Genomic DNA, 20,656 nt, shown 5'->3' on the forward strand with positions numbered 1-20,656 from the left:
ATGGATTGGCCCAACCACACTGCCGCATGGCGTGAATGGCGCGAAGCTGCTGCAGGCGCGCGAATGCATCATGGCTGGATCCTGGCGGGCAAGGCCGGGCTGGGTAAGCATGACTTCGCGCTACAGGCAGCACGCGAGCTTGTGTCGGAGGAAGCCGTTCCTCAACCGATCGGTGAGCACCCCGATATTCATATGCTCACTTATGGTCCAAAGGACGACAAGGCTGCGCGGGCGGCAGCAGAGGGTAAGGATTACGAGCGGGCAAGGTCGATAAGGATAGGGCAGATCCGCGCCATGCAGCAGCGTTTGAACACGCGGCCAAGTGTCGGATCGCGCCGCGTGATCATCATCAATCCGGCGGATGATATGGAGCGGCCAGCCTCAAACGCGCTCCTCAAAAGCCTTGAGGAGCCGCCGCAAGGCACGTTTTTCTTGCTCGTCACCCATCGCGCCTCAGGCCTGCTACCCACGATCCGTTCGCGCTGCCGTATCCTGCGCTTTCCGGATATGGATGATGAAACCATTGCCCGGCACCTGGGCGCAGGGTCAAATGCAGCGATAGCATTGGCTGGCGGTTCACTGGGCGCGGCCCGGAAGTTCATGGAAATGAAGCTGGAGCCGATCGCAAAAGTAATGCAGCAATTAGCGGCGCAAGGGGACCCCACTTTGGCATTGCGCGCCCAACTGATCTCGGAGATTGGTGCGCGGCCAAGCCGCGAACGCATTCAGTCGATCCTTGATCTGGCCCGGACAACTCTGGCGCAGTCGATAGCAGATGCACCGGCTGACAAACGCCTTGGAATCATTGATGCGCATGCCGCCTTGGTCGATCTGGCAGCCAAGGCACCAACCTACAATTTCGACAATGGCTTGCTGGTCGGTGAAATAGCCAGCTTGCTTGCCAACGCGGGGGGCGCTAGCGAGCCGATCCATGGCTGAACCATTCTACATCACCACTGCGATCAACTATCCAAACGGCCGTCCGCATATCGGGCATGCTTACGAGGGTATCGCGACAGACGTTATGGCGCGTTTCCAACGCTTGATGGGCCGCGACGTGCGGTTTGTTACCGGAACGGACGAGCACGGCCTCAAGATGGATCAGACTGCGCGCAATTTGGGCCGCAAAACGATCGATCTGGCAGACGAGATGTCGGGCCACTTCCGCGACATGGCGGACAAGCTCAACCTCTCTTACGACGAATTCGTCCGTACGACCGAGCAGCGCCACCACGCGGCCAGCATAGAATTGTGGAAGCGGATGGAGGCCAATGGTGACCTTTATCTCGATCGCTACGAAGGCTGGTATTCGGTGCGCGACGAGGCTTTTTATGACGAGAGCGAGCTGGTCGATGGGGAGGCCGATGAAAAGCTCTCTCCGCAAGGAACGCCCGTTGAATGGACCGCAGAGGAAACCTGGTTCTTCCGCCTCTCGAACTATCAGGACAAGCTCCTCGCTCTCTATCGCGACAATCCCGATTTCATCCGCCCGGAGAGCCGCAGAAATGAAGTGATGCGGTTTGTTGAGGGCGGCCTCAAGGATCTGAGCGTGTCACGTACCAGTTTTGACTGGGGGGTGCCTGTGCCAAGCAGCGAAGGCCACGTCATGTATGTCTGGGTAGATGCCCTGACGACCTATATGACGGGCGTTGGCTTTCCCGATGCGAACGGCGAGATGTTCCAGCGCTATTGGCCTGCGAACATCCACATGATCGGCAAGGATATTGTCCGTTTCCACACGGTCTATTGGCCAGCATTCCTGATGAGCGCGAACCTGCCCTTGCCAAAGCAGGTCTTCGGGCATGGCTTCCTGCTGGCTCGCGGCGGCGAGAAAATGAGCAAGAGCGCGGGCAATGTCGTCGACCCAATGGAACTTGCCGATACATATGGCGTCGATCAATTGCGCTATTTCTTCATGCGCGAAATCGCATTCGGGCAGGATGGCAGCTATTCTGCCGAGGCAATTGTGCAGCGGGCCAATGGCGAGTTGGGGAATGCTTTCGGAAATCTTGCACAACGTACACTCGGCTTCATTGCCAAGAACCTCGATGGATATCTGCCCGCTATTCATGGTCATACCGAGTCAGATGCCGAACTTTTCGAAACTGTCGATCGAGCTATCTCGTCTGAAATACCCGACGCATTCAGCAGCCTTGCCTTTCAACAGGGCGTTGAGGCGTGGCTAAGGGCGGCGTTCGCCTGCAATGGCTACATCGACGCCGAGGCCCCCTGGGCACTGCGAAAGACAGACCCTGAACGGATGGAGACCGTTCTTGCAACGCTTTACATCTGTATCGCGCAGCTGGCGGTTGCCATAGAGCCTGTGATCCCGGGCAGCAGCGCCACATTGCTCGATACTATGGGGATTCCTACTGAAAACCGATCTTATGACGGCATTCGCGACCATTGGTATTCGGCTCTTGCCGAAAGCGGTTTCCAGATTGAAGCGCCCAAACCACTGTTCCCACGCCTTGAGCTTCGCGAGGAAGAAAGCGCCGCCTGATGCTGGTCGATAGCCATTGCCATCTTGAATACAAAGGGTTGGTCGAGGATCAGGCAGGCGTCCTCACGCGTGCCCGCGAAGCCGGGGTAGGGCAGTTCCTCAACATTTCGACCCGTCGCAGCGAATGGGATCAGGTTGTAGCCACAGCGACACGTGAACCGGACGTCTGGGCCAGCGTGGGCATTCACCCACACGAAGCTGACCAGCATGCCGATTTGGGCCGTGACGTCCTGCTCGAAGCCACCGAAAACCCACGCGTAATTGCCATTGGCGAGACCGGGCTCGATTACTATTACGACCATTCGGACCGCGAAACGCAGCGGGACCTGTTCCGAATGCATATCGGTGTATCGCGCGAAACTGGCCTTCCGCTGATCATCCACACGCGCGATGCCGAGGATGACACATTAGAAATTCTTGAAGACGAGCTGGGGAAGGGGGCATTCCCTGCCCTCATCCATTGCTTCACAGCATCGCAAGCTTTCGGGAACCGCGTGCTGGAGCTGGGCCTCACTATCTCTTTGTCAGGGATTGTGACCTTCAAGAACGCCAAGGAACTGCAGGAAATCGCGAGAGAAATTCCCCGAAATCGTTTGCTGGTGGAAACCGACAGTCCGTTTCTGGCACCGGTTCCGCATCGCGGGAAACCATGCGAGCCTGCATTCGTCGCCAATACTGCGCAATTCGTGGCTGGCCTGCGCGGTGATGATGTCAGTGAACTATCTGATTATACCACAGAAAACTTCAAAATATTGTTCAGCAAGGCTGTGTTTTGAAGTTGATAGTCCTCGGTTCGGGCACGTCGACCGGTGTACCACGGGTCGGAAATGACTGGGGAGATTGCGACCCCAACGAACCCAGAAACCGGCGCTCGAGGGTGTCGATTGCGATCGAGAGTAATGAGGGCAAGCGTATATTAGTCGATACTTCGACGGATCTTCGCCAGCAGTTGCTCGACAACAATATTGACCGGTTGGATGGCGTTTTCTGGACGCATGATCACGCGGATCATTGCCATGGGATCGACGATCTGCGCGTGCTGAGATACGGCCGTGGAGGTCCGATTCCAGGCTTTGCTTCCAAAGATACTGCTTATCGGCTCCGCCAGCGTTTCGGATACATTTTTGCTGGTCAACATGGTTATCCGACCATCGCGACGCTAGAGACGCTTGATAGGCTGAGAATGCATGCCGGATTTGGTGTGGAATGGTGTCAGATGCCGCATGGTCCCGGTGAAACGACCGGTTATCGTTTCGATGCCGATGGCAAAAGTATCGCTTATTCGACTGATTATTCGGAGATAACTGACGACATGGTCGAACTGTATGAAGGCGTGGATATTCTCGTAAGCGACTGTTTGAAGCGTGAACCACATCCGACGCATGCCAGTCTGGCGCTGGCTATGGAGTTGGCCGAGCGTGCAAACGTGGGCAAGCTGGTTTTGAGCCATTTGGACAAGACGATGGATTACGCCACATTAGAGGCCGAGACGCCTGATCATGTTATTGTTGGATATGACGGTTTGGAGATAACTGCATGAGCGAGATTCAGATTGTCCAAATCATCAGTTTGGTGGGTTTTCTCATCCTGGCCGGCAGCGCTCTGGCGTCCTTTAGGCTTAGTTGGTCGAAGGCGTTGCGTATGGCGTTGATTTGGGGTGCTATTTTTTGTGCGGTGGCGTTGTTCTTCAGCATTATCGAGTTTCGTCAGTAGGGATGCCTGTATCAGCATTAGACCATCGTATTTAACATAATATATATTATCATTCCACTATTGAAGGCAGACCAGAACCGCCGCAATGTCAAAACAAAAGGGAAATCCGGAAACAAATCAGATGGAACGTCTGCTCGGCATCATGGCGAAACTCCGTGATCCGCAAACCGGATGTGACTGGGATCTCGCGCAAACATTTTCAACCATCGCGCCATACACAATCGAAGAAGCATACGAAGTTACGGATGCAATCGAACGCAACGATCATGCGGATCTACAGGATGAACTCGGGGATCTCTTGTTCCAAGTCGTGTTTCACGCCCGCATCGCCGAAGAAGCCGGATACTTCGACTTCGGCGACGTAGCCCAATCAATCTCTGACAAGATGGAAGCACGTCATCCCCACGTCTTTGGCGATGAGACCGGGACCATTGGTGAAGCCCGCTGGGAAACGATCAAGGCAGCAGAACGCGATACCAAAGGTGCAACAAGTGCACTGGACGGCGTCGCGAAAGCGTTTCCGGCGTTAATGCGCGCCCAGAAACTACAAAAACGCGCCGCCAGAACCGGTTTTGACTGGCCAGACACCGCAGGCCCGACCGCTAAACTTCATGAAGAAATAGAGGAACTTAAAACAGCTAATTCAGATAGAGAAAAGACCGAAGAAGCAGGAGATTTCCTTTTTGCGGCGGTAAACCTGGTTCGTGCCCACGGCATTGATGCTGAGGAGGCATTGCGCGCCGCAAATACAAAATTCGAACGCCGCTTTCGGGACATGGAAACACTCGGCGAAGGGAAATTCGCGGATTTGAACCTCGATGAACAAGAAGCGCTCTGGCAAAGAGTCAAGGCGGCTGAGAAACGCTCATAACTGTTCAAATTGGCCGAGTTGCTTGGGATTCAACCTGACGCTGAGCCTGCGTAGCGGCCCTTGCTCCCCTTCCCCGGCTTCCTCGTCTGTCAAAATCTCTCCATGCGCGTGCAGCCATGCAATGCGTTTTCCGTCGCTGGCGGGCAGTTCAACACTCAGAACGCGCGCTTCTCGCGTCAGCATTACGCTGACCTTTTCGAGCAAAGCATCGACATCCTCGCCAGTAAGGGCAGAAAGAACGAGCGCATTGTCCTGAGTTTCTGCCATTATGCGTAGCTCCTCGGCGCGTTCGGGCTCTACCAGATCGACCTTGTTCCAGGCCTCCAGGATCGGGATGTTGGACACATAGCCCTCGCCTTCTACTACGCCAAGATCCGCCAAAACGGATAGTACTTGCTTCTTTTGCGCTTCGTTGGACGGGTTCGACATGTCCCGGACATGCAGGATGATGTCCGCGCCAGTTACTTCTTCCAAAGTCGCTCGAAATGCCGCCACCAATTGCGTAGGCAGATCCGAGATGAATCCGACCGTATCGGACAGAATGGCTTTCTCGACGCCTGGCAGCGCAATTGCGCGCATGGTGGGGTCCAAAGTCGCAAACAGCAGGTCTTCTGCCATCACTTCAGCACCGGTCAGGCGGTTGAACAGCGTCGATTTCCCGGCATTTGTATAACCAACCAGCGCGATAACCGGCCATGGCGCTCTACCCCGTCGCACACGGTGGAGCGCACGGGTCTTGCGAACCTGTTCAAGCTCTCTGCGCAAGCGCGCCATGCGCTGGCGGATCATTCGGCGATCGGCTTCGATCTGTGTTTCACCCGGGCCACCGAGGAAGCCAAAACCGCCGCGCTGACGCTCCAAGTGCGTCCAGCTGCGGACAAGCCGGCTTTGTTGATAATCCAGATGAGCCAGTTCGACTTGCAAGCGCCCCTCTGCAGTCGCGGCGCGCTCTCCGAATATCTCGAGGATCAAGCCGGTACGGTCAATGACCTTGCGCTTTAGCTTCTCTTCAAGATTGCGTTGCTGGATAGGTGATAGCGCACCATCTGCAATCACCAATTCGGCTTCATGCAATTCGCAATCGGTCCTGATCTGCTCTACCTGACCTGAACCGAACAGAGTGTTGGGCCGAACCGTGCGAACCGGAACAATGCGCGCATCGGCGATTACCACGCCAATGGCCAAAGCCAATCCGCATGCTTCTTCGAGCCGCTCGGCATTGTCGATGACATAAGCCTGCCCCCGGATATCCGGGCACAAAACCAGCGCTCGCGCGCCGCGCGTTACTTCATCGAGCAAATTTTCGTCGAAACTCAGTCTTCCTCGCCTTCCCAATCACCGCTCAAGTCAACATGACTCGCGGGTTGGATCGTTGACACAGCGTGTTTGTACGCAAGTTGCACAAAGCCATCGCGCTCAAGCAGAACACAGAAAAGATCGTAGGATGCAATCTGTCCCTGCAGCATTACGCCATTCACCAAGAACATCGTGACTTCAACTTCGCTCTCGCTGACGCAAGAGAGGAACACGTCCTGCAAAAGGCGCTGTTTTCCGTTGTCCAGCTGGCTTGTGAACTGCTCGGCCTCAATTGGTTGGCCGGGCATGATCGTGCTGATCGCATGCTTGTAGACCAGTTGAGATTGGCCATCGCGCCGCAGCAACAGCGAGAAATTATCGAACCAGGTGACAATACCCTGCAGTTTCACGCCCTTGACCAGAAAGATGGTCACAGGCGTCTTGTTGCGGCGCATGAGATTGAGGAAAGCGTCCTGAAGCTTCGCTTGCTTGCCGCCAGACTGCGGAGTAGCTGGAGCGGAACGCGGGCGGGTAGAGAGGGTTCGCCCATCAGACATCGTTGTGTCTCCTATGAGTATGTTGGCGGCCACCTTTATGGTCCGCGATATTGTTTTGTTCTGACCGGTATTCGTTAAATTGCCGGCATATCCATACCATGACGTGATAGCCGCCAAGCTGCAACGATGTTTTTAGAATGAATAGGAAATCAGAGCCTAATCATGCTCGTCCTTCGCTTTCTTGCCGGTCATCCCCAACAGCTTGAGTTTGCGGTGCAAAGCTGATCGTTCCATGCCGATAAAGGTCGCTGTCTTGGAGATATTGCCGGAAAAGCGCCTGATCTGGACGGACAGATACTCGCGCTCAAAGCTCTCACGTGCCTCTCGCAGCGGAACACCCATTACGCCGCCCATCGATGGAATGTCGGTGTCGGTCGAACCCGCTCCGCCTGTGATTTCGGGTGGAAGCATTTCAGGCTCCACAACCTTCAATTCCTCGCGCGGCGTCATGATGATCGTTCTTTCGACCAGATTGCGCAACTCGCGCACGTTGCCGGGCCAGTCATAGGCTTGCAAGGCAGCCATAGCCTTGTCTCCGATCTCTGGCGGGCGGAGACCTTGATCGTTGGCATAACGCGTGAAGAAATGTTCAGCCAGCGCGGGAATATCGTCGCGGCGCTCGGCCAAGGACGGTATTTCCACTGGAACAACATTTAGCCGGTAGAACAGGTCTTCCCGAAAACGTTTCTCTTCCATTTCTCCGGCCAAATCGCGCGAAGTCGAGGATACAACACGCACGTCCACACCGATCTGGCGATTGCCGCCGACCCGCACAAAACTTTGGTCAGTCAATACGCGGAGGATACGTGCCTGAGTCGAAAGAGGCATATCGGCCACTTCGTCAAGGTAGAGCGTTCCGCCATCGGCCAGCTCCAGCAGGCCGGGACGGACCAGTTTGCCGTCATTTTCCTCGCCGAATAACTCTTGTTCAAAACGTTCGGGCGTAATCCTCGCAGAGTTGACTATCACAAACGCATGCTCGGCGCGCCCGCTCCAGGTATGAAGAAGCCGGGCGGCAACCTCTTTGCCGGCGCCTGCTGGGCCTGAAATCATAACTCGACTGCCAGTGTTGGCGACGCGCTTCAGAGTCGCACGAACAGCGTTGATAGCTGAAGAGTTACCTGTGAACTCTTCACCGCGAGAGAAGCCTTCGCGCAGTTGCGTGTTCTCGCGCCGAAGCCGCTCTGTCTCTGTCGCACGTTCGACAAGAAGCAGCAGGCGCTCTGCCTCGAATGGCTTCTCGATGAAGTCCATCGCACCGCGGCTTACAGCAGAGACAGCGGTATCGATATTCCCGTGGCCAGAGAAGATGATGACCGGCAGCTCCGGTTCGCGAACCTTGATCGCATCGAGCACTTCAAGCCCATCCATCTCACTGCCATGCAGCCAAACATCCAAAAGGACCAGGCTTGGACGACGTTCATCAACCGCCGCTAGCGCGCTGGCGCTATCGCCGGCCGTGCGGCATTCATAGCCTTCGTCGCACAATACGCCCGAGACCAGATCCCGGATATCTCGTTCGTCATCGACTACTAGGATTTCAAGCGCCATTCCGGCAATTTCCCTCTTCAGATGTTATCACTGTGCTGCCCCGCCCCGCTATCCATCGGGTCGCGTGCAAAGCGCAGGACCACGCGCGTGCCACCTTGCTTTCCGCTGGAAAAATTCATCTCTCCGCCGTGCTCGTCAACGATTTTGTTGACGATCGCGAGACCCAGACCGGTCCCCTTCTCACGGGTCGTCATATAGGGTTCGGTAATCCGGTCCCGCTCTTGCGGAAGGCCTACACCATTGTCCTCTACAGCGATCGTAACATGACCGAGATCATCCGACATCTCGACTGATATCTTGCCGCGAAAATCAGGTTCTTCATTGACAGCCCTAGCGCCGACCGCCTCAACCGCATTTTTGAGCACATTGGTCATGGCCTGACCGAACTGGTGGCGGTCGCAATTGAGATTTGGCGTCTCAAGATCATCAACCGAAAGAGCAAAGTCGACTTCGGGGTGCGCAACTTCCTGTAAGAAGAGGGCCTGGCGAAGCAGATCAAGCCCGTCTTCGTGCCGGAAAGTAGGCTTGGGCAAACGCGCGAACGAACTGAATTCATCAACCATTTTGCGCAGGTCACCGACCTGCCGCACGATGGTGTTGGTTAGCTCGTCAAATAGATCGCCGTCGCTTTCAATCTGCCTGCGATACCGGCGTTTGAGGCGTTCAGTCGCGAGTTGGATCGGCGTCAGTGGATTCTTGATCTCATGCGCGATGCGGCGCGCCACATCAGACCACGCCGCCTGGCGTTGATCGAGCAGCTGCCGGGTGATGTCTTCGAAAGTGATAACGTGGCCATCATTCTCCCGCGCAACTTTTACCGCGAGCGTGAGCAGTTCGCTGCCCTTGGAATGTGTCACAACACCGCTTGAAAGGCCCGCTTTGATCAACGAGCCAATCTGCGGAAGCAGTGCCTCTAGCTTGGTTCCCACTGGCGCTGCTTTTGCTGCATCTTGAAACAGCAATGTCTGAGCAGAGCCGTTCATAAGCAGTACTTCGCCCTTGGCGTCTATCGAAACAACACCCGCAGTAACAGAATCTAGGACCGCCTCCATAAAGGCGCGGCGTTCATCAAGCTGGGTGTTCGCTTCAACCAGCGCGGTGGTTTGCTTGTCCAATTGCTGCGTCATACGGTTAAAGGCGCGGTTGAGCATACCGATTTCATCTGCACCTGTGCGACCATCGACCCGCAGTGCGAAATTGCCCGCACCTACCTTGCGCGCGGCCACAACCAGATCCGTCAGTGGCTCAACTTGTCGGTCAGCAAAGCGCAGCGCGAACCATACAGCCAGACTGACCAAGGCCAGGCTGGCAATGAACAAAGCCAGATTGAAGCGCAGCTGCAGGGTTCTGGCTTCTGCGGTCAGCGCTTCAAAACTACTGGCGACGCTTTGTGCGTTTTCCCAATAACCGAATGAAACCTCTTCCGCGCTGCGGGCATTGTAGAGATATATGCCTGCAGCTCTATCGATCGGAGCAAAGGCTTCAATGCGTTCCGGGCTGCCACCTACCCAAACCAGTTCGCCCTGTTCGATAGTGGGAAGCGCAGCGTTTATCACATCGCTGGTGTCGTTATCTTGGGACAAGTTCAGCATTGCGGCGGTGCGAATGGAACCATCGTCCACCAATTGATAAATCGCACTTTCGGTTAGCTCGCGACCGGTTATCTGCAATGTATAGAAATCGATGAACTCTTCATCAGCGACAGATCCCTGCTGCAAATAGAAACGCACATCGCCAGCCATGGTGACTGTTTCTGCGGCGACCTGCCTTTGGTTCTGATCGTAATATCCCTGCGCCAACTCATTGGCGTTTTCCATCAAATTGCGTGGCTCGTCAGAGAACCAGAAATCGACCCCGGATTGAAACAAAAAGGCCGCGAAGCCAGCAACCAAGATCGTTGGCACAGCAGCGATCAGGGAGAACAGAAACACCAGGCGGACGTGCAAACGCGCTGTGCTGCCTGCCGCTCGCCGCAAGGCAAGTCGTCGACCCATTAAAACAATCAGCGCAATGGCAGGAATCAATGAAGCCACAAGCAGGAACGACACTTGCGCCGAAGGGAGCAATTCGCCGTCAACGGGATCGCGCGTAAAGGCGAACCAGGTTCCCCACAGCGCCACAAACAGGGTTAGAGCGCAACCGATCTCTAACCAGACAATCAGGTTCGAGCGCTTGGTCGCGACAGTAAACTGCCGCCACCAGCGCGGCGACCGCCGCGATTGAAAACCTGCCTGAGCATGCATAGTTGCAACGATACAACTAGGTTGTTGCAATTATGCAAGCATTAAGTGTGGTAGTTGCGTTAAAGCGGTCTGGTAAAGCGATCAGCGTTAATCGCCAGTTCTGATAACCGCTTTCGCAGAGTGTTGCGATTAATGCCAAGCAGCTTCGACGCTCGCAGTTGATTGCCCCCGGTCTGAGCGAGCGCATATTCCATCAAGGGCTTTTCGAATGCGGCCAATGCGCTGTGATACAATGCGCCAGGAGCCGGGTGATTGTCCGCCAGCCACAATTGCAACGCACCTTCGAAATCGAGCTTGCGCTGCTCTGGTACACCCTCACCTTCCGAGCCCAATATCTCGTTTAGTCCATCAACATCGACCACGTCTTCACGCGCCAAAAGCGCCAGGCGATACACAACATTGCGCAATTCGCGCACGTTCCCCCGCCAGCGCCGCAATGCCAAGGTATCAAGCGCTTCTCTTGAAATCTGACGTCGCGGCAAACCATCTTCGGCCGCCTGACCAAAGAAATGCTGCGTCAGCACTTCGATATCTTCACGGCGTTCGCGCAAAGGTGGAAGCTCGATCGGCACGACGTTCAATCGGTAGAAGAGGTCTTCACGAAAACGGCCTTCTGCAATCATGGGGGGCAGGTCGCGATTGGTCGCAGCAATGATGCGTACATCCACGGCAATTTCTTGACGCCCCCCCACCCTGCGTATGCGGCCTGACTGCAGCGCTCGCAGAAGTCGCGTTTGGGCTTCTGCCGGCATGTCGCCAATCTCGTCCAGAAACAATGTTCCACCATTGGCCTGTTCGAACTTGCCGATGGTTTGTGCCACGGCCCCGGTGAATGCGCCCTTCTCATGCCCAAAGAGCTCGCTTTCGATCAATTCGGAAGGGATAGCGGCGGTGTTTACGGCCACGAAGGGCCCAGACTTGCGTGCACCCAATTGGTGTATCGCCTCCGCAACCAGTTCCTTACCTGTCCCGGATTCGCCAATGACCAGAACCGTCAAATCATTGCGCAGGACGCGCGTAATCATGCGGTAGACGCCTTGCATGGCCGGGCTGCGGCCCACCAAAGGCATTCCGTCGCCCTCTGAGACAGGCAGCGGCTCAGCCCCCGATCTCTGCCCGGCCGCCTGTCTGACAGCGCGAACCAGCTCGTCCAGATCGAACGGCTTGGGTAAATATTCAAAGGCGTCGTGCTCGCTGGCGCGCACAGCCGTATCCAGCGTATTCTGCGCGGATATGACAATTACCGGCATGTCAGGGCCGATCGCGCGTGCGGAGTCTAGCGAGGCAATGCCATCTCCGTCGCCAAGCTCCACATCGGTCAACATCGCATCGAAACTGTGCTCCGACAGAAGGCGATCGCGCGCCGAAATGCTCTCGCAGTGGTGTAGAACAAAGCCCTCATCTTCCAATGCCGCGGTGATCACGGTTGCGATGGAACGATCATCTTCCACCAGCAGAATCTTGCTGCTCAAGTTTTTTCTCCGTCACCAGCCAACGCCAGATGCATCCGGAAATGCGTCAAACCAAGCCGTGTATCCCGCTCGTGCGCGATGCGACCATGCATGTCGCGGACCAGCTTTCTTACTAACGCGAGGCCTAGCCCCTGCCCCGATTTCTTGGTCGTCACAAAGGGTTCAAAAACATGATCGCGCAGAGCCTCATCAATACCGGGACCGTTATCGGTAACGGTGATTTCAATCGGTAATTTGACCGCCTTGCCATCGTGGACAGCACTGAGAGCAAATCCGCTTACAAACCGTGTACGAACAATAACCGCAGGATTGGCCTGTTCGCTCGCACGCAATGCATCACAGGCATTGCTGACCAGGTTCATGACAACTTGCTCCAACGCGTCACGATTTGACAAAACCGGAGGCAAAGAAGGATCGAACTCTTCGGTGATCTCCACTCCCTCGGTTCCCGCAGCACGTACGGTGGCAAGCGCTGATCGAATAGCTTCGTGGAGATTGGTAGACGCCAGCTCTTCGCGGGTTGAGCCGCCCAATTGCTGCATCCGGTCGATGAGGCGGGCAATGCGATCGACTTCGTCCGTTATCACCTTGGCGAGACCTCGGTCCTTCGGCTCGAGTTTGCGGGACGCGAGCTGCGCTGCACCGCGAATTGCGGCCAGTGGATTGCGAATCTCATGCGCTAATATCGATGGAGCACCGGAACTTGCGATTTCTGCCTCGCGTTCGTTCGAACCATCATCACGCCCAGTGTCAGAAAGGGTCATGATCCGCCAGCCTGGATGAGATGCCAGTGGGGAAATGGTCAAATTGACCCTGCTCTCCTGATTGTTCACGCGCAGACCCACATCGCGCGCAACCAATTGCGATTCAGGCTCGTTCAGATGCGCCACAACGCGATCGTCAAGAATATCTATCTTGGACACGACAGTTTTGCCTAGCAGCCTCTTCTCACTGCGGCTCAACAAATTTTCCGCCGCATAGTTCAGTTCAGCAATCCGGCCCTCAGGATCGATCAGAACAGCGGCAAACACCAACCCCTCTATCTGAGCGGCCTTGTCCGGCTTTTCGCCAATGATGGTGCCGATTTCGTCCACGCCAGAGGCTTACGCCGCACGGCGATGCAGGAACGGCGTGTAAAAGCGTTCGATCTCGCCCAGCACCTGATCCGGATTGTCGATGAAATTCACGTGATTGCGAAACTCGGCAGAGCCATGCATCCCCTTTGTATACCAACCAAGATGCTTTCGCGCGATCTTGCTTCCGACATCGCGGCCATAATGCTCAAGCATGTCGTTATAGTGCTCGACCAGAGTCTCGTACTGCTCATCAAAGCTAGGGCTCTCCAGGCTTTCGCCGGTGTGCCACCATTGCATGACCTGCCCCAGCAGCCAAGGTTTGCCATATGCCCCACGGCCGATCATCAAACCGTCCGCACCCGACTGTTCAAGCGCCTTTGCCGCATCTGCAATCGTGCAGATGTCGCCATTGACAATCACAGGAATGTTGACGGCATCCTTGACCTTGCGGATGAATGACCAATCCGCGCTGCCTTTGTACATCTGGTTGCGCGTTCGCCCGTGAACGGTGATCATCTTGACCCCGATATCCTCTGCAATGCGAGAAAGCTCGGGCGCGTTAAGGCTGGCATGATCCCAGCCCATCCGCATTTTTACAGTGACCGGGACATCGACCGCTTTCACAGTCGCTTCCATCAGATTTATCGCAAGCGGAACCTCGCGCATCAGCGCGCTTCCGGCATAGCCATTCACAACCTTGCGCACTGGGCATCCGAAATTGATGTCGATGATCGCGGCGCCATTCCCTTCCTGAAGCTTGGCCGCTTCAGCCATGCTTTCGGGATCACAGCCAACAAGCTGCATTGAAACGGGATCTTCGCTCTTGTCCCACTCAGCCTTCTGAATCGACTGGCGCGTTTCACGGATCGCAGCCTGGCTAGCGATCATTTCTGTTACATTGAGGCCAGAGCCATAGCGACGCACCAGTTTTCGGAACGGCAAATCGGTCACGCCCGTCATTGGCGCGAGCATAACAGGAGTGTCGATCGATACCGTGCCGATCTTGATCTGCGTCACAGCCGGTGGGGAGGGGAGCGAAGTCATCGTCTAATCATGTGCCTAAAATTTGGGCAGCTCATAGTGGATTGCGCTCTGCTCGTCCAGCCCCTAAGCGCGTGCACCGAGTCTGAGAGAAGCGTGACACAAGCCACTCCCCTTCCCCCTTTTGCCGCAATCGTTGTTGCAGCTGGAAAAGGCCTGCGCGCAGGCGGCGATGTTCCGAAACAATTTGCGCAATATCGCGGCAAGCCATTGGTACGCCATTCGGTAGAGGCTTTGGGCAAAGCCGGGGCTTCACCGCTGATTGTGGTGATCGGCGATGGACAAGAAAATGCCGCAAGGGCGGCCCTTCAGGGAATCGAAGATTTAGCTTTTGCAATCGGTGGCCTTACGCGCCAGGATTCGGTGCGAAACGGGCTCGAGGCATTGGCAACATCGGCTCCGGAGCAAGTACTGATCCACGATGCCGCTCGCGCTGATCTTCCCAACGGCGTGATCGAGCGCCTGCTTGACAAACTTGTTGAGACTGCAGGTGCCATCCCGGTTCTGCCCGTCGTAGACAGTATTGCCGTGGCCGAGGGAGATGCAATGTGCGGCAAGGCAGACCGAGAGGTTTTGCGCCGCGTTCAGACACCGCAGGCGTTCATCTATAAAGATATCCTCTCCGCACATCGCACATGGAAAGGCGCAACCGATGCTGGCGATGATGCACAAGTACTCATGGCCGCAGGCGGCCAAGTCGGCTTGGTTGATGGCGATGAATGCCTCAAGAAAATCACATTTGCAGAGGATCTGATGTCAGACAAACCCCAAATAAGGGTCGGACAAGGCTTTGATGTTCACCGATTGCTCGAAGGCGAGGATCTTTGGCTGTGCGGCGTGCAAATCCCGCACAACAAGGGTCTGTCCGGTCATTCAGATGCCGATGTCGCGCTCCATTGCGTGGTCGATGCATTGCTCGGTGCGATTGGCGATGGCGATATCGGCACGCATTTTCCACCCAGCGACCCGCAATGGAAAGGCGCGCCTTCACCCTTGTTTGTGGAACATGCAGTGAAACTGGTCGATCAGTCCGGATACCGGATTTGCAATGTCGACCTCACTTTGATTTGCGAAGAACCCAAGATTGGCCTGCATCGGGACGCGATGCGCGCAAGACTTGCAGAGCTGCTAAGGATTGATGCATCGCAAGTGAGCGTTAAGGCGACTACGACCGAACGTCTGGGCTTTACAGGTCGCGGCGAAGGTATAGCGGCGCAAGCGATGGTGAGCCTCCAGAGAGAGATATGACCGAAAATACGCAAACAGACCACGGCAACTTGCTGCCCGCTGATATCGATGCGCTCGCTCGCCGCGTAATAGAAGAGAATGCTGCCGCCGGGCGCAAGATCGCTTTGGCAGAGAGCTGCACGGGCGGATTGGTTGTGGCCGCGCTTACCGAGATTCCTGGCTCGTCCGCCGTGCTTGATCGTGGCTTTGTTACCTATTCCAATGAAGCCAAGATGGAAGCGCTGGGTGTCGCACTCGACATCATCGAAACATTCGGCGCGGTCTCGATCGCGTGCGTTTGGGCGATGGCGAACGGTGCACTTCACAAGAGCAATGCAGATGTTGCCGTAGCCATAAGCGGGGTTGCCGGCCCCGGAGGCGGAACCAAGCTGAAACCAGTTGGCACTGTCGTTTTTGCACGGGCCACGCGGGACAGCGAGGCAAAGCCGGAAGGCGAGCTAAAGCATTTTGCGGATATGAACAGAGCAGAGGTACGCCATCAAGCCACGCTTTGCGCGCTTGAGCTCTTGCTCCCGTAAACCTCTACCGCGCGCGCCTCGAAGGCGGCTACCATCTTGTGAAATGCACGGTCGAAGTACTGCCCTGCAATCCGTTCAAACATACGGTTCTTGAATGTGAATTCGACCTTGAAGTCGATCTCACATCCGCCTTCGGGATGCGGTCTGAATATCCATGTATTGTCTAGATCGCGCAGCGGACCATCGACATAATGCACATCGATCTCACGCGGGCGGTCCTTCGCCACGCGTGATGTGAACTTTTCCCGCAGTGATTTGAAGCCGACAACCATATCGGCGACCATTTCAGTATCGCTGTCAGATCTTACGCGTGTCGCGATGACCCACGGGAGAAATTCGGCATAGCGCCCCACATCCGCCACCAGATCGAACATCTGTTCGGCGGAGTAAGGTAGCCTTCGGGTTTCTCGTATTCCGGGCATCAGGCCTTTGCGCGAGCTTGCGCCTTAGCCAGCTTTTCAGCCCGCGCCGCCTTCATGACTGCGAAGTCATCGCCCGCGTGATAGCTTGAACGCGTCAAAGGGCTTGATGCGACCTGCAGGAAACCCTTTGCGCGCGCAATCGAGCCGTATGCCTTGAATGCATCAGGCGTGATAAAATCCTCGACATTGGCATGCTTCGGCGTTGGCTGGAGATATTGGCCCATCGTCATGAAATCGATTTCCACGCTGCGCATATCGTCCATCACCTGATGCACTTCAAGCCGCTGCTCACCCAGTCCCAGCATGATGCCAGACTTGGTGAAAATCATCGGATCGTGGCGTTTGATTTCTTCAAGCAGACGCAAGGATGCATAGTAACGCGCGCCCGGGCGGATTGTAGGGTAAAGCCGCGGAACCGTTTCGAGGTTGTGGTTGTAAACGTCTGGCCCCGCTTCACAAATTGCCTCAATCGCGGGCCGCATTTTACCGCGGAAGTCTGGCGTCAGGATCTCGACTGTTGTGTTGGGAGTCTCACGGCGGAGCGCATTGATCACCTTCACAAACTGCCCCGCCCCGCCATCCGGCAAATCGTCGCGATCCACACTGGTAATGACAATGTGTTCGAGGCCCATCTTACCTGCCGCAATTGCAACATTGTCGGGCTCCATTGGGTCTACCTTGCGCGGCATGCCGGTCTTCACGTTGCAGAACGCGCAAGCACGCGTGCAAACATCACCTAGGATCATCACTGTTGCGTGCTTCTTTGTCCAGCACTCACCAATGTTCGGGCAGGCAGCTTCTTCGCACACCGTATTGAGGTTCAAGTCGCGCATCAGTTTGCGCGTCTCATTATAGCCCTTGCTGACAGGAGCTTTTACGCGAATCCAGTCGGGCTTGCGCTGTCGTACGGGACGCAGCGTTTTATCTTTCGACGGAACAGATGCAAGGTCGTTCATGCGCGCCATGTAGGATAAGGCTGGACACTGCGCAATGGGCACTTGCCGACATTGGTATGCATAGCTAACGCAGCGCCATGAACGCTACAACTGACGGGTTACTTTTGAACATGTGGGACGTTGAAATGATCAGAGGCGAGCGCTTCTAAACCCCTTCGGAGATGAAATGACGAATGCCTGAGTATCCTGAATATGCTGAACTGCTGCGGGGCTATAAGCGCTTTCGCGCGGACGGTTATCCGCGCCAGAAAGCTCGTTTTGAGGAACTGGTACGCGAGGGCCAGAGCCCCAAAGTCATGATAATCAGCTGTTCAGATAGCCGCGTTGATCCAGCCCAGATTTTTGACGTGGATCCGGGCGAGATTTTTGTCGTACGAAATGTTGCGGCCCTAGTACCGCCATTTGAGACCACTCCTGGCTATCACGGCGTTTCTGCTGCAATCGAATTTGCGGTTCAGATGCTGGAGGTCAGGCAAATTGTCGTGATGGGGCATGGACGCTGCGGCGGATGCCAGGCTGCGCTCACACAAAGCATGAAGGCCAAAGATCCGGGCAAAGGCGGGTTTGTGGCAAACTGGGTCAGCCTCCTCGACGATGCAAGCCAGGCAGTATCGGCCAAGCATGGCAGCACAGGTCGGAAAGCAGAACTTGCGATGGAGTTTGCTGCTATTCGACAAAGCCTCACTAATTTGCGCAGCTTTCCATGGCTCGCAGACAAAGAAAAAGTTGGCAAGATAAAGCTGCGCGGGGCCCATTTTTCGATCAAGGAAGGTGTGCTGTATTCACTTGATGAGGACACCGGCGAGTTTCTGCCAGAAGACTAAATCGAACGGATTAATCGCTTGCCCCCGGTGTGCCCTGCCCCCATGTCAGTGCATGTCAAAACCCGTAAATATCGCTCAGCTGATTGACGCAGACAACACCACTCCGGAACGAATCGATCCTGCCCTGACGGTAATGGCCGAGTTGGTCCAAGTGAACATTTGGCACGCCTACGGCGATTTCCCTAAGAACAATCTCGCAAAATGGGACAAGATCTCCAATAAATTCGGTATTTGCCCGCAGCAACAATTTAATGTTTGCAAAGGCAAAAATGCCACCGATATGGCGATGACCATTGATGCAATCGATCTGCTTTATCAGGGCAAGGTTGATGGCTTCGGCATCATGACTGCGGACAGCGATTTCGCACCGCTGGTCACGCGGCTGCGTCAGGACGGGATCCTGGCTCACGGCTTTGGAAAGGCCAAAACCCAACAGGCTTTCAAGAGCGTGTACACGCGCTTCATCGAATTCATGAAACTGATTACGAACTATAAATCTGAAGTTGCTGCCCAGGACAAAGACGGCAATTCTTTAGGTTCAGAAGGTCTCGACACCAAGTTGATGGAAATGATCACGGCTGTTTACTCCGATGCCGAAGGCGACGAAAAGGGCTACGCCAATCTCTCACATCTCGGACAGATTGCGGGCAACCGTTCGAGCTTCGATGTCCGAAATCACGGCTTCAAAAGCGTTAATGAGATGTTTGATGCATTGGACAATTTCAAAGTCGAACGCCGCGAGAACCATGTTTATTTGAAGCGACAACGCTAAAGCCGTTGCAAGCAAAAAACGGCGCAGCTTTCGCTTAGAAACTGCGCCGCTCGAAATGCACATTTCATTTGGCTTAACTGGTTTGGGCTTCCGGTTCTGCTACCGCTGGCACTTCCGGCTCGCTTACAGTTGCCACCGCTGCCGCCTTTTGAGTCGTGTAGGCCGTCCAAAGCCTTGCGATGGGCAAGCGATTGCCGCCAACCTGAGCAAACGACTCCATCGCCGCGTCGAACTTGCCTTGCTCTAGCTGACTAATACCAAGTCGGGTCAGAATTTCATTCTTGTCAGCGCCTGGCATCGTGGATGCCTTGGTGTAGAACACCTCTGCCTTTGTGTATTCGTTGTAGCTCAGGAACGCGTCACCCGCGGCAACAACTGTGCGCACGCCAGCGCCAGAAACACCAGCATCACGCTCTAGAGAAGGAAGCTCTGCTTCATCGGCCGCAATCCGGTTCTTCGCTGTGCCTAGTGCGTCAGAGAGGTAAATGTCATCTCGGCTGACAATCCCCGAAGCGTATCCCTGTTCGATGACGCGTCTAACCTCATTCGGCAGACGGCGCGCATCGGCGGCTTCCACATAGTCGATGTATTCATACTTCTCTTTCAACGCGCCGACGCGGTGGGAAAGACGCATCAGATCGAGCATTTGACCGCTGTCGTAAGTGTTTAGGTTACGGACAATGTTAATTGCGTCGCGCCAATTGGTTTCACTTGGATAGGCCGCAATCCAGATCGAAGCGAAATCATAAACCTGCGGAACGACTTCATTGTTGTAGGCCACACTCAATCCGCGACGGTACCATGCCTCATCAACGCTTTGACCGGCAGCCTTGCGGCTCTCGATGGCAGTCGCAAGATAGTTGAGCCCCTCTGCTATACGGCTCTCGGAAATAAAACTTTCTGCCATCGCGATCTGCATGTCAGAAACAGAGACAGAATCCGTGTTGAAATTGGCAACGATTGCCGCCTGAAGATAGGCTCTCGCTCCGGGATGGTCCCCTGCAGCATTCGATAATTGATACGCGATGAAGTTGAAGCGACCGATATTCTCAGTTGGAACCTTTCCACTTTGCAGCATCAAGCCCATGCCCTGCAGCTGAAGGGCCTGCTCCCTGGTTTGCACGCCAGCGTTGTAAATCAAGCCGCCCAGTGCATTCTGCTCGTCGCCAGACTGCGCGAGCGCAATAATCGCGGGAAACTGTCCAACAACCGTCGCCGCAGAGCCATCGTTGGCATTCACTGCATTCTGCAGCGGCGTGAACGCTTCGATGAATTCCTTTGAATATTCAGCTCTTGGTTCTTTGTCTTTCTTCTTGCGGTCACGCTGCGCATGCGCCGGATCTGAAATAACTCCGCTCAGCATCACAGCCCCGGTAAGCAGCGCCACTGCCAAAACGATTGACGACCCCGGCTTCTTGCGAGCGCGCGAAGGTGACACAAAAAGACGCATGAAATTTACTCCTGAAACAAATAAAATACCGCGGATTCCCCGCTTGTAAAATACAACAAGCAGAATCCAATGGCCTGGTCTGGCCTATTTTGCAATTTTTCCTATGCAAGCCGTGCTGAACGAGCTTTGAATGATGTTAAAAG

The 20,656-nt window shown here is 55.3% G+C and carries 20 protein-coding genes; 10 read left to right on the forward strand and 10 right to left on the reverse strand.

Annotated features, from left to right (window positions below):
- From QZ487_RS10955 to mazG, 6 genes are all read left to right on the forward strand, one after another.
- Positions 1 to 939, forward strand: a complete 939-nt coding sequence (locus QZ487_RS10955) for a DNA polymerase III subunit delta' (protein ID WP_296025113.1) — start codon at positions 1 to 3, stop codon at positions 937 to 939.
- Positions 932 to 2,503: a methionine--tRNA ligase gene (metG, locus tag QZ487_RS10960; protein ID WP_296025115.1), complete on the forward strand. Its 1,572-nt coding sequence runs from the start codon at positions 932 to 934 to the stop codon at positions 2,501 to 2,503. The genes QZ487_RS10955 and metG overlap by 8 nt, the downstream gene beginning before the upstream one ends.
- Positions 2,503 to 3,279 carry a TatD family hydrolase gene (locus tag QZ487_RS10965; protein ID WP_296025118.1) on the forward strand — a complete coding sequence of 259 codons (777 nt, stop codon included), beginning with the start codon at positions 2,503 to 2,505 and terminating at the stop codon, positions 3,277 to 3,279. The genes metG and QZ487_RS10965 overlap by 1 nt, the downstream gene beginning before the upstream one ends.
- Positions 3,276 to 4,043 carry an MBL fold metallo-hydrolase gene (locus QZ487_RS10970; RefSeq protein WP_296025121.1) on the forward strand — a complete coding sequence of 256 codons (768 nt, stop codon included), beginning with the start codon at positions 3,276 to 3,278 and terminating at the stop codon, positions 4,041 to 4,043. Before QZ487_RS10965 ends, QZ487_RS10970 begins: the two co-directional genes overlap by 4 nt.
- Entirely contained in the window at positions 4,040 to 4,216 is a 177-nt protein-coding gene (locus QZ487_RS10975) for a hypothetical protein (RefSeq protein ID WP_285975183.1), read from the forward strand. Before QZ487_RS10970 ends, QZ487_RS10975 begins: the two co-directional genes overlap by 4 nt.
- A gap of 121 nt (positions 4,217 to 4,337) precedes the next feature.
- Entirely contained in the window at positions 4,338 to 5,087 is a 750-nt protein-coding gene (gene mazG, locus QZ487_RS10980) for a nucleoside triphosphate pyrophosphohydrolase (RefSeq protein WP_296025125.1), read from the forward strand.
- On the opposite strand, the gene hflX is transcribed toward mazG, so the two are convergent.
- The 7 genes from hflX to dusB all read right to left on the reverse strand — a co-directional run bounded on the left by hflX (position 5,082) and on the right by dusB (position 14,326).
- A complete protein-coding gene (gene hflX, locus QZ487_RS10985) occupies positions 5,082 to 6,386 on the reverse strand; it encodes a GTPase HflX (protein ID WP_296025126.1) in 1,305 nt (434 codons plus the stop codon). The two genes, mazG and hflX, sit on opposite strands and share 6 nt — an antisense overlap.
- A gap of 14 nt (positions 6,387 to 6,400) precedes the next feature.
- Positions 6,401 to 6,940 carry an RNA chaperone Hfq gene (hfq, locus tag QZ487_RS10990; protein ID WP_296025129.1) on the reverse strand — a complete coding sequence of 180 codons (540 nt, stop codon included), beginning with the start codon at positions 6,938 to 6,940 and terminating at the stop codon, positions 6,401 to 6,403.
- A 156-nt stretch (positions 6,941 to 7,096) separates the two neighbouring features.
- Positions 7,097 to 8,491 (reverse strand): sigma-54 dependent transcriptional regulator, encoded by a 1,395-nt coding sequence (locus tag QZ487_RS10995; RefSeq protein ID WP_296025132.1) that lies wholly within the window; start codon positions 8,489 to 8,491, stop codon positions 7,097 to 7,099.
- Between the two features lie 17 nt (positions 8,492 to 8,508).
- Positions 8,509 to 10,734 (reverse strand): ATP-binding protein, encoded by a 2,226-nt coding sequence (locus tag QZ487_RS11000; RefSeq protein WP_296025134.1) that lies wholly within the window; start codon positions 10,732 to 10,734, stop codon positions 8,509 to 8,511.
- Positions 10,735 to 10,793: 59 nt separating this feature from the next.
- Positions 10,794 to 12,206 (reverse strand): sigma-54 dependent transcriptional regulator, encoded by a 1,413-nt coding sequence (locus QZ487_RS11005; protein ID WP_296025136.1) that lies wholly within the window; start codon positions 12,204 to 12,206, stop codon positions 10,794 to 10,796.
- Positions 12,203 to 13,300, reverse strand: coding sequence for an ATP-binding protein (locus tag QZ487_RS11010; protein ID WP_296025140.1), 1,098 nt, complete (start codon positions 13,298 to 13,300; stop codon positions 12,203 to 12,205). The genes QZ487_RS11005 and QZ487_RS11010 overlap by 4 nt, the downstream gene beginning before the upstream one ends.
- 9 nt (positions 13,301 to 13,309) lie before the next feature.
- Positions 13,310 to 14,326, reverse strand: coding sequence for a tRNA dihydrouridine synthase DusB (dusB, locus tag QZ487_RS11015; protein WP_296025142.1), 1,017 nt, complete (start codon positions 14,324 to 14,326; stop codon positions 13,310 to 13,312).
- A gap of 93 nt (positions 14,327 to 14,419) precedes the next feature.
- On the opposite strand from dusB, the gene QZ487_RS11020 reads away from it, so the two are divergent.
- A complete protein-coding gene (locus tag QZ487_RS11020; RefSeq protein WP_296025144.1) occupies positions 14,420 to 15,571 on the forward strand; it encodes a bifunctional 2-C-methyl-D-erythritol 4-phosphate cytidylyltransferase/2-C-methyl-D-erythritol 2,4-cyclodiphosphate synthase in 1,152 nt (383 codons plus the stop codon).
- Positions 15,568 to 16,089: a CinA family protein gene (locus QZ487_RS11025; protein ID WP_296025148.1), complete on the forward strand. Its 522-nt coding sequence runs from the start codon at positions 15,568 to 15,570 to the stop codon at positions 16,087 to 16,089. Before QZ487_RS11020 ends, QZ487_RS11025 begins: the two co-directional genes overlap by 4 nt.
- On the opposite strand, the gene QZ487_RS11030 is transcribed toward QZ487_RS11025, so the two are convergent.
- Both QZ487_RS11030 and lipA read right to left on the reverse strand, forming a co-directional pair.
- The gene (locus tag QZ487_RS11030) at positions 16,050 to 16,511 is read right to left on the reverse strand and encodes a type II toxin-antitoxin system RatA family toxin (protein WP_296025150.1); all 462 of its coding nucleotides are present in this window, start codon (positions 16,509 to 16,511) and stop codon (positions 16,050 to 16,052) included. The two genes, QZ487_RS11025 and QZ487_RS11030, sit on opposite strands and share 40 nt — an antisense overlap.
- On the reverse strand, positions 16,511 to 17,476 hold the full coding sequence (gene lipA, locus QZ487_RS11035; protein ID WP_296025152.1) for a lipoyl synthase: 966 nt from the start codon (positions 17,474 to 17,476) through the stop codon (positions 16,511 to 16,513). The genes QZ487_RS11030 and lipA overlap by 1 nt, the downstream gene beginning before the upstream one ends.
- Positions 17,477 to 17,640: 164 nt before the next feature.
- Here lipA and QZ487_RS11040 point away from each other — a divergent pair, with 164 nt between their 5' ends.
- On the forward strand, positions 17,641 to 18,291 hold the full coding sequence (locus QZ487_RS11040; protein WP_296025156.1) for a carbonic anhydrase: 651 nt from the start codon (positions 17,641 to 17,643) through the stop codon (positions 18,289 to 18,291).
- Positions 18,292 to 18,343: 52 nt separating this feature from the next.
- Entirely contained in the window at positions 18,344 to 19,063 is a 720-nt protein-coding gene (locus QZ487_RS11045; protein WP_296025158.1) for an NYN domain-containing protein, read from the forward strand.
- A gap of 73 nt (positions 19,064 to 19,136) precedes the next feature.
- Here QZ487_RS11045 and QZ487_RS11050 read toward each other — a convergent pair whose 3' ends face one another.
- Positions 19,137 to 20,513, reverse strand: a complete 1,377-nt coding sequence (locus QZ487_RS11050; RefSeq protein WP_296025161.1) for a hypothetical protein — start codon at positions 20,511 to 20,513, stop codon at positions 19,137 to 19,139.
- Positions 20,514 to 20,656: the final 143 nt, after the last annotated feature.

The sequence above is a fragment of the uncultured Altererythrobacter sp. genome (assembly GCF_913057185.1).
GTDB lineage: Bacteria > Pseudomonadota > Alphaproteobacteria > Sphingomonadales > Sphingomonadaceae > Erythrobacter > Erythrobacter rubellus.